13 protein-coding genes are annotated in these 15,101 nt (G+C 59.8%); 9 read left to right on the top strand and 4 right to left on the bottom strand.

All coding sequences use genetic code 11. The features are described from left to right. Positions 1-20 precede the first annotated feature (20 nt). From yfbR to OZ656_RS00715, 6 genes are all read left to right on the top strand, one after another. Complete coding sequence (yfbR, locus tag OZ656_RS00690) at positions 21-626, top strand: 5'-deoxynucleotidase (protein WP_278351359.1); 606 nt, start codon at positions 21-23, stop codon at positions 624-626. Positions 627-755: 129 nt separating this feature from the next. After that, positions 756-1,571: an SDR family oxidoreductase gene (locus OZ656_RS00695; protein ID WP_272998959.1), complete on the top strand. Its 816-nt coding sequence runs from the start codon at positions 756-758 to the stop codon at positions 1,569-1,571. Positions 1,572-1,662: 91 nt separating this feature from the next. After that, a complete protein-coding gene (locus OZ656_RS00700; RefSeq protein WP_278351358.1) occupies positions 1,663-2,769 on the top strand; it encodes a GGDEF domain-containing protein in 1,107 nt (368 codons plus the stop codon). A 319-nt stretch (positions 2,770-3,088) separates the two neighbouring features. Further along, positions 3,089-3,865 (top strand): class II glutamine amidotransferase, encoded by a 777-nt coding sequence (locus tag OZ656_RS00705; protein ID WP_278351357.1) that lies wholly within the window; start codon positions 3,089-3,091, stop codon positions 3,863-3,865. 120 nt (positions 3,866-3,985) lie between these two features. Beyond that, positions 3,986-5,056: a DUF2156 domain-containing protein gene (locus OZ656_RS00710; RefSeq protein WP_278351356.1), complete on the top strand. Its 1,071-nt coding sequence runs from the start codon at positions 3,986-3,988 to the stop codon at positions 5,054-5,056. Beyond that, positions 5,053-7,800, top strand: a complete 2,748-nt coding sequence (locus tag OZ656_RS00715; RefSeq protein WP_278351355.1) for a LuxR C-terminal-related transcriptional regulator — start codon at positions 5,053-5,055, stop codon at positions 7,798-7,800. Before OZ656_RS00710 ends, OZ656_RS00715 begins: the two co-directional genes overlap by 4 nt. A 13-nt stretch (positions 7,801-7,813) precedes the next feature. Here the strand turns inward: OZ656_RS00715 and OZ656_RS00720 are convergent, their stop codons facing one another. Continuing rightward, on the bottom strand, positions 7,814-8,707 hold the full coding sequence (locus OZ656_RS00720; protein WP_114434371.1) for a metal-dependent hydrolase: 894 nt from the start codon (positions 8,705-8,707) through the stop codon (positions 7,814-7,816). 219 nt (positions 8,708-8,926) lie between these two features. On the opposite strand from OZ656_RS00720, the gene OZ656_RS00725 reads away from it, so the two are divergent. Both OZ656_RS00725 and OZ656_RS00730 read left to right on the top strand, forming a co-directional pair. Continuing rightward, positions 8,927-10,033 carry an AraC family transcriptional regulator gene (locus tag OZ656_RS00725; RefSeq protein WP_011783745.1) on the top strand — a complete coding sequence of 369 codons (1,107 nt, stop codon included), beginning with the start codon at positions 8,927-8,929 and terminating at the stop codon, positions 10,031-10,033. Positions 10,034-10,140: 107 nt separating this feature from the next. Further along, positions 10,141-10,548 (top strand): TM2 domain-containing protein, encoded by a 408-nt coding sequence (locus OZ656_RS00730; protein ID WP_022993443.1) that lies wholly within the window; start codon positions 10,141-10,143, stop codon positions 10,546-10,548. Here the strand turns inward: OZ656_RS00730 and OZ656_RS00735 are convergent, their stop codons facing one another. Both OZ656_RS00735 and OZ656_RS00740 read right to left on the bottom strand, forming a co-directional pair. Continuing rightward, the gene (locus OZ656_RS00735; protein WP_011783747.1) at positions 10,549-11,916 is read right to left on the bottom strand and encodes a wax ester/triacylglycerol synthase family O-acyltransferase; all 1,368 of its coding nucleotides are present in this window, start codon (positions 11,914-11,916) and stop codon (positions 10,549-10,551) included. A gap of 101 nt (positions 11,917-12,017) precedes the next feature. Next, the gene (locus OZ656_RS00740) at positions 12,018-13,895 is read right to left on the bottom strand and encodes an MFS transporter (RefSeq protein ID WP_023011991.1); all 1,878 of its coding nucleotides are present in this window, start codon (positions 13,893-13,895) and stop codon (positions 12,018-12,020) included. Positions 13,896-14,031: 136 nt separating this feature from the next. Between OZ656_RS00740 and OZ656_RS00745 the strand changes: the two genes are divergently transcribed. Then, entirely contained in the window at positions 14,032-14,697 is a 666-nt protein-coding gene (locus OZ656_RS00745; RefSeq protein WP_153739757.1) for a nitroreductase, read from the top strand. 10 nt (positions 14,698-14,707) lie between these two features. Here the strand turns inward: OZ656_RS00745 and nirD are convergent, their stop codons facing one another. Next, positions 14,708-15,076, bottom strand: a complete 369-nt coding sequence (gene nirD, locus OZ656_RS00750) for a nitrite reductase small subunit NirD (RefSeq protein WP_022993440.1) — start codon at positions 15,074-15,076, stop codon at positions 14,708-14,710. Positions 15,077-15,101: the final 25 nt, after the last annotated feature.

Below are 15,101 nucleotides of genomic sequence, written 5' to 3' on the forward strand. Positions count from 1 at the left end.
ATACACGGAGTTCCCCAGCCATGATTGATAGCCCGGGCCGAAAGGCCAGCCATTTCTTTGCCTATGTGTCGCGCCTGCGCTGGATCAAACGCTGGGGCCTGATGCGCAACGCCATTGATGAAAACGTGGCCACCCATTCCTGGGAGGTGGCCACGGTCGCCCATGCCCTGGCCCTGATTCGCAACCGGCATTTTGCCGGAACGGTCAATGCAGACCGTGTTGCCGCCGCGGCGCTTTACCACGATGCTACCGAAGTGATTACCGGGGATATGCCCACCCCGGTGAAATACCATTCCCGGGTGATGCGGGAGGCATTCGGCGATATCGAGCACAAGGCCGAAGCTGAATTGCTGGCGCTGTTGCCGGAAGACCTTCGGGATGATTTCTCTCCCTATGTGCGGGAATCCCGCCTGGGGCCGGAAGAAAAGGAACTGATCAAGGCGGCGGACCGGCTCTCGGCCTGGCTGAAATGCCGCGCTGAACTGCGCGCCGGCAACCCGGAGTTCGGCCCCGCGGAGCAGCAGATCCGGGCGCGCCTGGAAGCGGATGGCCTGCCGGAAGTGCAGTACTTTCTGGACGTGTTTGCACCCGGGTATGACCAGCCTCTGGACAACCTGCTGGGGTGAATCCTGGACTGGCTCTGGTGCCGGGCTCGCCTGGAGTCCAGTGCCATAGGTTTGCCTCTGGTGGCTCACTAAAGTGGCGAATAACCAAAGCGCTGCTTTACTGAAAGACCACAACAAGAGGTTCCCGCCATGAAAGATCTGAACAACAAGGTGGCTGTCGTCACCGGTGCTGGCTCCGGTATCGGCCGATCCCTGGCCAAATCCCTCGCGGCCCGGGGCTGTCGGCTGGCTCTCTCCGATGTCAACGAGGCGGGGCTGGCGGAAACCGCTGCCGGCCTGGACGGTGCCGAGGTGAAAACCTACCGCCTGGATGTCTCCGACCGGGACGCCATCTACGCCCACGCCGCGCAGGTCCGCAAGGATTTTGGCCAGGTTAACCTGATTATCAACAACGCCGGTGTTGCCCTCTCTGCCACTGTGCGGGAAATGACCGACGACGACTTCAAATGGGTGATGGACATTGATTTCTGGGGTGTTGCCCACGGTACCCGGGCGTTTCTGCCGTACCTGATCGAATCCGGCGATGGCCACGTGGTGAACATTTCCAGCGTGTTTGGTCTGATCGGTGTGCCCAAGCAAAGCGCCTACAATGCTGCCAAGTTTGCGGTGCGCGGGTTTACCGAGTCCCTGCGCCAGGAAATGAAACTGGAGAATCAGCCGGTTCAGGTTAGCTGTGTGCATCCCGGTGGTATTCGCACCAACATTGCCAATGCCGCGCGCATGGGCAAATCTGAAAACGCCGAAGCCCAGCGCAAGGGCTTCGACAAGCTGGCCATGACCACTCCGGACAAGGCGGCTGAAATTATTGTCAAAGGCATCCTCAAAAACGAATCCCGTATTCTGGTGGGGCCGGATGCCTGGGGCATTGACGCCATCAATCGGTTGCTGGGCTCGGCCTATCAACCGTTGGTGGAGCGGTTCTCCCGCAAGAACCTGTATATCTGAGGGCTCGCGGTAACCTGATCTCCGTTGGCTGGTTGTTTTACAGCCAGCGGAGACCGACTATACTCTCTGGTTGATCCAGGGAAGAGTCAGCATGAATACGTCAAAGCATCCGGATCTGGGGACGGCATTGGAACAAAGCCGCTCAGGACTCCGGGATAACCACCGTCGCTCGCTTACCAGGCTGTTGTTTCTGGCGACTGGCTCTGCGCTGGTGGTTTTTGCCTGTCTGCAATTTTTCAACGGTTATCCATGGGTGGCGCTGGTCGAGCTGTTGGCCAGTGGGCTGCTGTTCTACGGCGTTTTTTGTCTGAAAACCACGGCTCACCTGCAACAGTGGATCTACGCCTATCTGGTGTCGCTGTTTTCATTTTTCATCGTCATCATGCTGTTGCCGGAGGCCTCTATTGCGGCCTTTGTCTGGGTGCTGATGATGCCGGTTCTGGCGTACCTGTTGCTCGGCAAGCACGAGGGCATGATCCTGAGTGTGCCGTTCATGTTGGTGGGTGGGGTGGTTTACTACTTCTTCCTCGGCGATGTGGGTTCTGCGCACCGGATGATCGATCTGCTCAACATGGTTCTGTGCGGTGCCCTGATGCAGGTATTCATGCACATGTACGAGGTGCGCCGGGAGGAGGCCGAGCAACGGCTGGTCGATATGGCCCAGACCGATGCTCTGACCGGGTTGGCCAATCGCTCCAACTTTCAGTCAACACTGGCCCGCACCATTGCCGAGTGTGAGCGCAGTGGAACCGGTTTTGCCCTGGTGATTATGGACATCGACCATTTCAAGCTGGTGAACGATACCCTTGGCCACGATGCCGGTGATTACGTGTTGAGGAACATCGGCCAGTGCCTGACCGAGCGCCTGCGCACGACGGATTTTGTCGGCCGGCTGGGCGGCGAGGAATTTGGCCTGATTCTGCGGGATGCCAAGCCCGGGGATGCCTTTGAACTGATGGACGAGTTGCGGGAGCGCATTGCCCGGCGTGAGCTGAAGTACGGCGAGGCGGGTATCCGCGTGACCGCCTCGTTTGGCATTGCCCAGTGGCCGGAGCACGGCAGGGAAGCGGAAACCCTGTTCTGTGTGGCAGACCGTTGTCTCTACAGCGGCAAGCGGGCAGGCCGGAACCGTGTGGCGCCCGCCGGTGCCGGACAGCCTCCGAAAACCGCCGGTTCCATGGCTGGAGGTCTCGGTTGATTCGGGTATCCTAGTGTCCCGTCTGGTTAATTCGTTGACCTACTGCGAGACGCTGGCGGCGCTGGCCAAGGCGCCAGTCCGCAGGTGTGGTGGTTCCACATCAAGGGCTGGCAACACAGGTCCAGAGCCGCCAGCGTCTCGCCCTGCGGGAGCGCCTGAAAGCCTTGAGAGCCGTGTTGCGGCGACTCGATTTGGAACCACCAAACCTTCGCCACCGCGCCTTGCTCTCAAGGCTTTCAGGTGCTCAGTAGGTCAACGAATTAACCAGACGGGACACTAGCGAATAAACCCGGAAGCAAGGCCGAGGATACCGCCAACCATGTGTGAACTGCTGGCCATGAGCGCCAACACCCCGACCGATCTCTGCTTCAGCTTTACCGGCCTGACCCGCCGTGGCGGTGACACCGGCCCACACAAGGATGGCTGGGGCGTCGCTTTCTACGAAGGTAAAGGGGTGCGCTGTTTTCACGATGCCGATGCCAGTGCCTCCTCGCGCATTGCCGAAGTGGTGCAGACCCATCCCATCAAGAGTGAAGTGGCCATATGCCACATACGCCAGGCCAATGTGGGTGAGATCTGCCTGGCCAACACCCACCCGTTCATTCGCGAGCTCTGGGGCCGCTACTGGGTCTTCGCCCATAACGGCCAGCTGTCAGAATTTACAGCGGCGCCCGGCTTCTACGAGGCCGTTGGCAGCACCGACAGCGAAGCCCTGTTCTGTGACATCCTGAACCACCTGCGCAGCCATTGCGATCGCGACACCGCCACCGAGCAGGTGGTGGAACGGCTGGTTCAGCTGTCCCGGAACTACGCCCGCCAGGGGGTATTCAACCTGCTGCTAAGCAACGGCGACTGGCTGTTTACCTTTTGCACCACCAAGATGGCCAGTATTACCCGCCGGGCACCCTTCGGCCCCGCCCGACTCAAGGATGCTGACGTTACCGTGGATTTTGAATCGGAAACCACACCCAACGACATTGTCAGCGTAATCGTGACCGAACCCCTGACCAGCGACGAAACCTGGGATATCTACAAGCCCGGTGAGTGGCGTTTGTGGCGACAGGGGGTTGTGGTGATGCAGGGCTCGGAATTGTGACCCAGTTCCGGTGGGGCGCCAGACACTCAACCCTTTGACCGATGGCCGGCCGAGGCACGGCCTTTAGCATTTTGTTCTGAACACAGGAAAGCGGTATCAGAACAACAAAGGGAATGACCCATGCCTGCCTCTCATCTGTCTGCGGCGGTGGCCCCCGCTGCCGATGACCGGAATATCAACTCGATTCTCCCGGACCCCGGGCGCTGCCATGAACGCACCGCAGAGCACCTGATCCGCCTGCACGGGAGCCAGTCCAGCAGTTACTTTGCCTTGCAGCCGGATTGCCGGCACTTTCTCAGCCCCGGTCTCGGGCTGGTACCTTATGTCCCGGTAAAAGTGTTGGGGCAGCGGGTAAACGTGGTGCCCACAAGACCCCTGGCGGGAGCTCAGAGTATGGGCCGGCTACTGCAGGCGTTCGAGCAGAGTGTGCCCGGCCCCTCACTGTATGTCGGCGTCGATCAGTCGCTCCTGGGGCCGTTGGGCGAGCTTGGTTACGATGCCACGGTGATGGGTACGGAGTTCTCGGTTGATCTGACGAGGTTCTCGCTTCGTGGCAAGGCGATGAAGCAGCTGCGCCATGCCCGCAATCTGGACAGGCGGTGTCGAATCGAGGTGCGGGAGCAATGTGGAGATGAGGTGAACTGGCACAAGGTGGCGGGTATCTCGGAGCGCTGGCGCCTGGGCAAGGCGGTCAAGGAACGGGAATTGGGTTTGCTCACGCGGCCACCGGTGTTTGCAGATGAATGGGGAGTGCGCAAGTTCTACGCCTATGTGGAGGGCGAGCTGGCCGGATACGTGTTCTTTGATCCTTGGTACCGTCACCATGAACTGGCGGGCTATTGCGCCAATATTCTGCGGGCGTCGCCGGAAATGAACCGGCTCGGCGTACTCGACCACATTATTCTGCAGGCGGCCAGTCAGTTTCGTGAGGAAGGCGTGCCTGAGCTGTCGCTGGGCATTGCGCCCCTGCACGGCGTCCGCCACTGCCCGGGTGACCGGCCGGGCCTGCGCCGCCTTCAGAATATCCTGTATCGCTATGGGAATCGCCTTTACGCCTTCCAACCTCTGGCGTACCACAAATCACGCTACCGTGGCCGGGAAACTCCCTGGTTTGTCTGTGCCCGGGAACTGGGCAGTACCCGACTGGTTGCCACGCTGATGAAGGGCACGGGTCTGCTCGCACTGCCATGACCCGGATTTCTGAACAGGCCTCCCAGTTTGGAGTGCCGGGGCTGGTTGATAACACCGGCACTGACTATGCTGAAGCTCATTTGCCAACGGTAGTGAGCTCCATGGTTGCCGAAACCAAATTAACCCGCCCCGGATTGCCTGCAGGCTTGTTGCTTGAGCCCTCACGGTTGCAGGCCCTTGATTGTATAGAACAGGTGCCGTTTGTACTGGTATCTGCGCCGGCCGGTTTCGGTAAAACCACATTGGTCAGTCAGTGGCTGGAACAGGAAAAACCGGTGCATGCCTGGTTAACGCTGGACCAAAGGGATAACGCGCCGGCCCTGTTCTGGAATGCCGTGGCCAGCGCCCTGGCGCGGGTGAACCCACGATTTGCCATTCGCGAGAGCACCTTGTTAGCCGCGCTGGAACCGGGTGCCGCTGTTGACCCGGTGACCATGCTGATCAACCGCCTGGCGGATTATTCCCGAACCTGGCAGGCACCCAGCCGCCTGGTTCTGGTGCTGGATGATTTTCACCTGCTTGACCAGCAAGTACTACTGGAGCAGATCCGGCGCTTTATCGACTTTGCTCCGGGTTTTTTGCGCATTGTCTGTATCTCGAGGCTGGATCCCCCTATTCGCACCGCGCAGTTACTGGCTCGGCAACAGATGGTCCGGCTGGGGCCAGAGGTGCTCCGTTTTGATCTGGCGTTGACTCGAAAATTCGTCCAGGCCCGCCGGGCTGATCTCTCCGAAGACCAGATGTTGCAGTTGCATCAGCGCACCGGCGGATGGCCAGCAGCGTTGCAGCTATCGGCATTGTCGGAAAATCCGTTAAGCCATGTACCCGGTCCTGGCCAGAGAGCCCTGAGCGACTATCTGCTGGAGGAAGTGTTCGCCGGCCTTGAGCCCGGGCTACAGGCGTTTCTCCAGGATATGAGCTTGCTTCCCCTTTTCTCACAAGAGGTTGCCGACGCGGCCCGGAATGAGACCGATGCTGAAGGCTGGATCGCAGCCATGCGCGAACGCAATCTGCTGTTCCAGAGTTACGGTGAGGGTCACTACTGGTATCGCCTGCATGATCTGCTGATCGACTGGCTTCAGGCGCAGGATCGGGTGCCTGAACGGGAAAGCTCCATACGAATCAGGGCGGCCGAGGCATTCCGCCAGCGGGGCCAGATTGTGGAGGCCCTTGAGCTTTTTCTGGCCGAAGGCTGCTATGACCAGGCGGAAGCCCTGGTACCGTTGCTGTTGCAGGCGGAGGACCTGAGTGGCTACCGGTCACTGCCTTCGCGCTTCCCGGACAGTGTTCGGATGAGTTCTCCCGCGCTGCTTCTGCTGCAGGCGCTGTTTGCCTTCATGGATGGTCAGTACGGAGCAGTGCTTGAGCATCTGGCCGCGGCCGACCGGCTTCTGCAGTCGACAGACCCATCACCGGACACCGAGGCTCTGCAGTTTGTCTCCATGTTGTTGGGCTGGCCCTCGGCACGGTTTGCCGGCCACCGTGCAGAGGCCGAGCAGTCCCTGACTCAGATACAGGCCCGGTTGGCCAGCGCTCCAGCCGGCCTGCAACACTGGGGGCTGTATACCCTCGGTACTGAAGCCTTTATGGAGGCACGATTGGGGCCGGCGCGCACCTTGTTGACCGATGCGCTGGCAGGGGCCCTGAAGAGTGGCGATAACCCCTGTGCCCTGCGCTGTCTGGTCATGCTGGTTCCGGTTCTGGTGCAGGGCGGTCGCATTGGCGATGCCCGCCGCTGCTATGAACAGACCCGGTTGAAGCTTGTCAACGGGCCCGTGAGTAAGGAGCAGGTTTGCCTTCTGGCCTATCTGGAGGGCTTGTTGGCGCTGGAGCATCATGATCTTGCATACGCCGCAAAACGGCTGGGCGAGGCCGGTCTGATTGCCGACCAGCATCTGACGCCGCTGGATCAGCTTTACCTGGCGTTTGAGCGGTTTCGCCTGGGCATGGTTTTGCGAGACTCCGAACTCTGGCAGCAGGAACTCAGCCGGATTGAGCAGTTGCACCAGGTTATGGGCCAGTTGCGCTGGCACCATAACATTCCGCGCCCGGAGGTACTGGAGGCGTTGGCGCGATTGACGGAGGGTAACGCCTTCCCTTTGATTCTATGGGCCCAGAGCGATCCGGAACCGGTTGTAGGTAATCGCTTTTGTACCCTGAACGAAACCTTGTTGAAACTGATCGGTCAGTTGCTGGCGGCGTCGCCGGTGGCCCGGGAACTGGCAGCCCTGCGAACTGAGGCGGAAGAGGCGGGGTTGCTTCAGCTGGTGTGTCGTCTTGATCTGGTCAGTCTGATGGTTCAGGCCTTCGGGGATCAGGATCCTGAGGGAGCGGTGAAAAAGCTCGATGCACTGTTGGCGCTCTGGGTACCCCGTGGTCTGGTGTGCCCCTTTGTGGATGCGGATCCCCGGCTGGATAGTCTGCTCGACGCCTGTATTACCCGCGGCTGGTCGGAAGTGGAAGCCAGCCGGATACTGGCTCTCCGGCAGGCCCGGATGGAGCCGGACGCCGAAACCTGCGCCCGCACCCCGGAAGTCGCTGGTCCTGATGAACCGTTAAGTGATCGGGAACAGGGGGTGCTGGATCTGCTGGCAGAGGGACTCAGTAACAAGGCCATCAGCAAACAGCTCGGCATCTCAGTGGCGACGGTAAAGTCACATTTGAGCAATATTTACGGCAAGCTTCAGGCCGAGAACCGGATGCAAGCGGTTGCTCGCGCCCGGGAACTCGGCCTGATGTCATAGAGCGGGTGCACGATTACTGCAGCGTGCGCCGATTGCCGTTCTTGTACTGGGGCGCGATGTAGTCCTGGATCTGTTCCTTGAAACGACCGATCAGCTCACTGTTGTCCTTGTCCCAGGGATGGAAGCCGGGCTTGAAGTACTCCAGCCAGGTCGGGATCAGACTGGAGAAGGCGCCGTTTTTGCCCCACATGCGCCACATACCTTTGGCGGCGTCCTTAACGGAGAAATGGCTGCGGTCCTTCAGGGCCATGCGGCCGGTATACCAGGTGCTGACAATACCCAGGGCTACGGTACTGAAGACCTGGTAAAACGCCCGCTCGGTGTAGGTACCGCCAGCCTGGAGGAAAACGTCATAAGCAACGGCCTTATGCTCGGTTTCCTCAATGGCGTGCCACACCCACAGCGGGCGCATGGATTCGTGCATGTCTTCGCGTATATCGTCACGCTCTAGCAGCATGTCGGCCATCATGGCTGTGATGTGCTCCAGGGCGCAGGTAATGGCCAGCTGGTGGCGTTTGGGCAGCTTCCGTGCCACGTCCAGAATCACTTTCAGATCCCGCTCCATCTCTTCTACCGGCATGCCCTGGTCGCGGACATGCTGGTTCATGGCGATGTGCTCGAGCGAGTGCATGGCTTCCTGGCCGATGAAACCGCGCACGTCCTCTTTCAGCTTCTTGTCCTGGATCTGGTCTCGAAACGCCCGGACCGAGTCCACAAAAAACTGCTCACCCTCGGGAAACAAAACAGACAGGGCGTTCATGGTATGACTGATCAGATAGTTGTTATCCACCCAGTATCTGGGGACCTGTTCGCCAAACTCGAAACCCATGCGCTGGGGTTTGATGGAGACATTGTCCGGGGTATGGGAGGCCTTGCCCGGTTTGTTCGTTTGTGTGGTGGTCAGCATGGTTCTACTCCTTTGCGACGGAACGCTTTGGCTGATGTCATGGAGCCAGTGTGGCGGAGTCAATCCGGATACTGAATGCGCGAAGGGGACGGGCATCGTCCACAATGGGACAGGGGATTGGCCCGGGCGACAGCGGAGTCGGGGCAGCGGGCCCCACTGTGGCGGCAATCCGGTTCTGATAGAGTCAGAAACACGATAAATATCAATCAGGGACACACTATGGCAGGTACCGGTGCAGACAACGAGCGGCAAATGTTGGGGTTGTTCCTGGTGCCCGGGGTGTACCTGCGGGTACTGGCTGAAACCGTTCGTCAACTGGGTTACAACGACCGCCAGCTTTATCAGGGCCTGGATTTCACACATGAAGACCTGAAAGCCAACGACAGTCGGGTTTTCGTCACTGACGCCACTCTGATGGCGCAGCGCGCGCTCGAGGTGGCGGGCAAAGATGGCCTGAGTTTTATACTGGCGAGAGAGTTGCGGCTGACCATCCATGGCACCCTGGGCTTCGCCGCGCTTACCAGCCCGACCTTTGAGGGTGCGCTGGACTCTGTCCGTCGTTATCTTCAGCTGCGGGCGCCCTTTCTGAGCATGAAACAGTCCATAGCCGGTGACAAGGTGCTGGTTCAGCTGTGCGCGGAGTTTGCGTTGCCGCCTATCTCCGAGTTTCTGGCCGAGACGGTCAGCGCCACGTTGATTCTGCTCACTGAACAACTGCTCGACCGGAGCGATGCCGAGGCCCGGGGTTTTGCCCTGGAAGAGGGTAAATTACCGGGCGTGTCGGTACACCTGCGGGGCCCTGAGCCAGCCTATTACCGGCGGTTTGCCGCCCAGTTGCCGGTCCGTTTCGAGTTTGGCCAGCCCGAGGAAATGCTGATTTTCCCCCGCAAGCTGCTGGACGTGCGCATGCGTCTGGCGGATGCTGAAGCCTCCCGGATGGCCCGGGACCAGTGTGAATTCGAGTTGCAGAAGGCGCTCAAGGAGCAGGGCGACATCGTGCTGGCGATTCGCAATATGCTGCGGATGACCCCAGGCCCCTTGCCCTCCCTGGAGGCCATGGCCGAGCGCTTCTGCGTGTCTTCCCGCACCCTGAAGCGGCGGTTGGCGGACCGGGACACCAGTTATCGGGAGATTGTCGAGGCCGTGCTGAAAGATCGGGCCATCCAGTTGCTGCGCTACACCAATCAGTCAGTCAGCGAGATTGCCTATGAACTGGGCTATGCCGATCTGTCCAATTTCAGCCGTGCTTTCCGCAAGTGGACGGGTAAATCCGCCAGTGAGTTTCGCGAGGACGGGCCGGACCCGGCACCGGATCTGGGGCCCTGAGTGCCGTTTGTGATTCCAGCGTTCGCCCCCATATTGATCTGATCAGGCGTCCGTTTTGCGTCTGTGGTGACACACCAAATCCAACTGTGAACAGGAAGAACGCCGCAATGATCGAAAGACCCGACACCCACAGCAAGCTGATCGGCTACCTGCTCTGGATTTTCGGATTCCTGGGTTCGCACCGTTTCTATTATGGCAAGCCGGTGACCGGCACCATCTGGTTCTTTACTCTGGGACTGCTGTTTATCGGCTGGATTATTGACCTGTTCCTGATTCCGGCCATGGACAAGGAAGCTGATTACCGGTTCCAGGATGGGCAGATCAGCTACAACATCGGCTGGATACTGCTGACCTTCCTGGGGGTCTTCGGGGTGCACCGGATGTATATGGGCAAATGGCTCACCGGCATCCTGTACCTGCTCACCGGCGGCCTGTTTTTCATCGGTGTGTTGTACGATTTCTGGACCCTGAACAGCCAGATTTCCGAGCGTAACCGGGCCGATCAGCTGGCCTGATTACAGACCGGCGTTGAGCTCCAGCTCTGCCAGACCTTGTTCCAGGTAGTCCAGCATCCGTTGCAGGCTGGGCAGGGTCCGGCGACAGCCAATCAGGCCGAACTCCACCTGGTCGTTATAGCTGGTCAGTGTCATGTTCAGGGCCAGTCTGTCCATATCGATAGACACCGGATACATGCCTTCCAGTTTCGCCCCGTTCCAGTACAGGGGCCTGGATGGCCCGGGGACATTGGAAATCACCACATTGAAGGTCTGCCACTTGGGCGCCAGCCCGGTCAGCAAGTGGAAGGCGGCCGGCGCCAGGGTCAGGGCCGTGTAGTTGACGATTTCCTCCGGGCTCATATGCCGGTAGCGCTGCTTGGCCTCTTCCATGCCGTGGTGAATTTTTAACAGTCGTTCGCCGGCCTCCTGCACATCGGTGTGAAGGCTCGCCAGGATGACGCCTACCTGGTTGCCACCGGAGCTGTCGTCCCGGCGTAGCGACACCGGCACAAAGGCCACCAGTGGTTTCTCCGGCAAGGCATCCTGATTCATCAGATAGGTACGCAGAGCCGCTGCGCACATGGCAGTCACGACATCGTTGACCGTGGTGCCGTAGGCCTCGCACACGGCGCGAATCCGTTTCAGGCACCAGGACTGAGCGGCGAAACGACGGGAACCGGTGATTTTCTGGTTCAGCATGCAGCGCGGGGCATGGAAAATGGAGTCGTAGGCCGGATCCTTCCGGGCCTGATTGATGGTTTTCAGTAACTCCTTTGCCACGGTGGGAATGGTGCCGAGCTGGCGGCCCGAAAGCCCCAGCAAATGGGTGACACTGCGCCAGAGGGAGTGTCCATCCGACTCGCCCCTATCCCGTGACAGGCAAGGCAGATCCCAGATTGGCGGCATGCCGTGTTCGTCCGGGTTTTCACTCAGCATCCGGGTGGCCATGCGCATGGCCGAGACACCGTCCACCAGGGAATGGTGAACCTTGGTGTAGAGCGCAAACTGCCGGTCTTTCAGGCCCTCGATCAGGTGCACCTCCCACATGGGGCGCTCCCGGTCCATCAGGTGCGAATGCTCCGCCGATACGAACGACAGCAGCTCCCGAATACGCCCGGGTGTGGGCAGCGCCTCGAAGCGGAAATGATGCTCAAGGTCCAGGTGCTCATCCTCCACCCATACCGGCTGGCCCAGGCGATAGCTCAGGCGCTGGTTAAAGGGGGCGGTCACCTCCGTCTTCTGCCGAAGCTGATCTGCCAGCTGCGCGACATAGTCGTCCGGCGCGCCTTCGGGGAAGGAAAACAGCTGGAGGCCGCCCACATGCATGGGCTGCTGGCGTTTTTCCAGCCAGAGAAAGAGCTGGTCAGTGGGATTCAGGGGCGTCACGGGGCAATCCTTGTTCTTGGTTTATGCCCCGATACTACCCCACTCCGAGCGGGTAAAAATTGGCTTTGGTAACAGCACCACCAAAAAGCCCGGCGAAAAGACTATTGTGCATCTCCACGCAGCGCTTTGACCTTTTGTTCCAGACGCTCGGCACTGGCCTCGTGGGGCGAGACCGGGAGACCAGCCAGCAGATGAATCCGGGACCAGAACCGCCGTGGCCAATGGCTGAAGGCCGGCCCGCCACAATGGCTGAAAAAGCTGCCCCAGAGGCCGCGCAGTGCCATTGGCACCACCGGTACCGGTCGCCGGGCCAGAATCATGTCGACACCGGGCTTGAAGGTATCGACCTCGCCGTCTTTGGTGAGTTTGCCTTCCGGGAAAATACAGACCACATGGCCGGCTGCGAGTTCTTCATCAATGCGGTCGAAAGCGGCTTCGTAAATCTCCGGCACCTTTGATTTCGGACCAATGGGGATAGCCTTGGCCAGGCGGAAGAAACCGCCCATGACCGGTGTCGCGAAAATGTTGTGATCCATTACGAATCGGACGGGCCGCCGTACCGCGCCGGCGATCACCAGGGCATCCATGTAGGAGACGTGGTTGCACACCAGCAGCACGGGGCCCTGCTCGGGTATCCGGTCCAGGTTGTGGTGCGTGACCCGATAAATCGTGTGGGACAGGACCCAGATCACAAAGCGCAGGGCAAAGTCCGGTACCTGCTGGTACACGTAGGCCGCCACCATCAGGTTCATGATCGACAGCACCAGGAAGAATTCGGGAATGGTGAGCCCGAACAGGCCGAGCATGAGCATGCCCAGCAGCGCGCTGACCACCATAAACAGGGCGTTGAAAATATTCAGGGCGGCGATCACGCGGGCCCGGGTGGCCGGTGGTGTTTCCTGCTGGACATAAGCATACAGCGGCACGATAAACAGGCCGCCAAAGATACCGATGGCCAACAGGTCAATGGCGACCTGGCGATAATGGGGATCGGTTATGATCAGCCACCAGTCTGAGGGAATCGGCTGCTCCGGCATATTGAAGAACAGATCGATGCCGAAGAAGCTCAGGCCAATGGAGCCGATGGGTACGATCCCCAGTTCAATCTTGTGGCCGGACAGCCGCTCACAGGCAATGGAGCCGGCGGCGATGCCGATGGTGAAAATCGCCAACAGCAAGGTGACGACCGTTTCGTCACCCATCAGGTGAGTCTTGGCGAAGTTCGGAAACTGGGTCAGATAGGCGGCACCCAGAAACCAGAACCAGGAAATCGCCATGATGCTCAGGAATACATTGTGATTGTCCCGGGCAATGGCCATCAGTTTCCAGGTTTCCTGCAGCGGCCGGAAACGAATACGCAGATCCGGCGCTGCTGCCTCGGCCCTGGGAATCCGCCAGGCGGCCACCAGGCCAATCACCGCCAGCACCGCAACGGCGATGGCAATCACGGGGCCGGGAGCCGCAGCTTTCATCATCACGCCGGCCATCAGGGTACCCACCAGGATGGCCACAAAGGTGCCCATCTCTACCAGCGCGTTACCACCCACCAGCTCGGATTCTTTCAGGGCCTGGGGCAGGATCGCGTACTTCACCGGCCCGAAAAACGCGGATTGCACGCCGGTGAGAAACAGCAGAAGGAACAACACCTCGTACCAGCCAAACCAGAGCCCGACCGCGGCAATGCCCATGATCACCACCTCGGCGAATTTGATCCAGCGGATAACCGTGGATTTCTCGTACCGGTCCGCCACCTGGCCGGCAATGGCGGAGAACAGGAAAAACGGCAGGATAAACAGCATCGCGGCCAGATTGACCACCACATCCGACGACAGGCCAAACAGGCCCCCGGCGCTATAGGTCACCAGCAGCAACAAGGCATTCTTGAACAGGTTGTCGTTGAAGGCACCCGCAAACTGGGTAACAAAGAATGGCAGGAACCGTCGCTCGGACAGCAGGCGAAACTGACTGTGATCTTCCATAACCTGAGGCTCTCCCTGTGGGGTTCGCCGCAGACTATACGGCGCCCGGGAGGTGGTCAAGCGCGGCTGTTGTGCGCATACTGGATGCCGGATAGTGTTCCCAACTTAATGTTCTGGATGATGTGGAGTCTTGCCTATGGATGTTCAGCAGGCTGTTGTGTCACGCCGCTCGGTGCGGGACTTTCTGGATACCCCGGTGCTTGAAGCCACGCTCCGAACGGTAATCGAAACGGCGACCCGGTCGCCATCCGGCGGCAACCTGCAACCCTGGCACCTGCACGTTGTCACCGGCGATGCTCTGGCCCGACTCAAAGCCCTGATGCAGGAGAAGGTCAGCAAAGGCTTCAACGAAGTGCCGGAATACGAAATCTACCCACCGAAACTTCAGTCACCCTACCGCGACCGCCGCTTCGAAATCGGCGAACTCATGTACCGCCGGCTCGACATCCCCAGGGAAGACAAAGCTGCCCGCTTCGAATGGTTCAAACGCAACTTCGAATTTTTCGGCGCACCAGTTGGCCTGTTCTGTACCGTCGACGACAACATGGGCCCGCCCCAGTGGTCCGATCTGGGCATGATCCTGCAAACCATCATGCTCTTACTCCGAGAACAGGGCCTCGACAGCTGCGCCCAGGAATCCTGGTCGGTGTACCCGAAAACCATCAGCGAATTCCTGGGCTTGCCTGAACACCGCAAAGTCTTCGCCGGCATGGCCATCGGCTACGCCAACCCCGACAGCCCGGTGAACCAGCTCACCAGCCCAAGGGCACCGCTGTCGGAGAACGTCGAGTTTATCAGCTGACAGGCGAACCTCAGGCGGCCATCGATGCCGCCTGAGCCACCGGCACTTCCAGCCGGATCCGGTTGCCGTCCAGCAACACCGGATAGACCTTCACCTGCACGCTCTCGTCTTCCAGACATTGCCCGCTGCGCAGGCTGAAATGCTGCTTGTACAACGGCGACGCCACCACCGGCTCACCGTTGATATCCCCGGTAATGCCTCGGGCCAGCACGTTCGAGCCACTGAACGGATCGGTATGGCTGATGGCAAACAATGCCGGCAGGCGGTGTGGCAGATAAAACACCGCCACCGGCCCGTCGTCGGTCCAAACCGCAATACCGGAATCAGCTACCAGATCGTCCACGGTGCACACTGCTTCCCAACAAGTCCGAGCTTTCATAGCAAAGTCTCCAAATTCCAAGGTC

This window comes from Marinobacter sp. LM1, from assembly GCF_042763285.1.
Taxonomy (GTDB): domain Bacteria; phylum Pseudomonadota; class Gammaproteobacteria; order Pseudomonadales; family Oleiphilaceae; genus Marinobacter; species Marinobacter nauticus.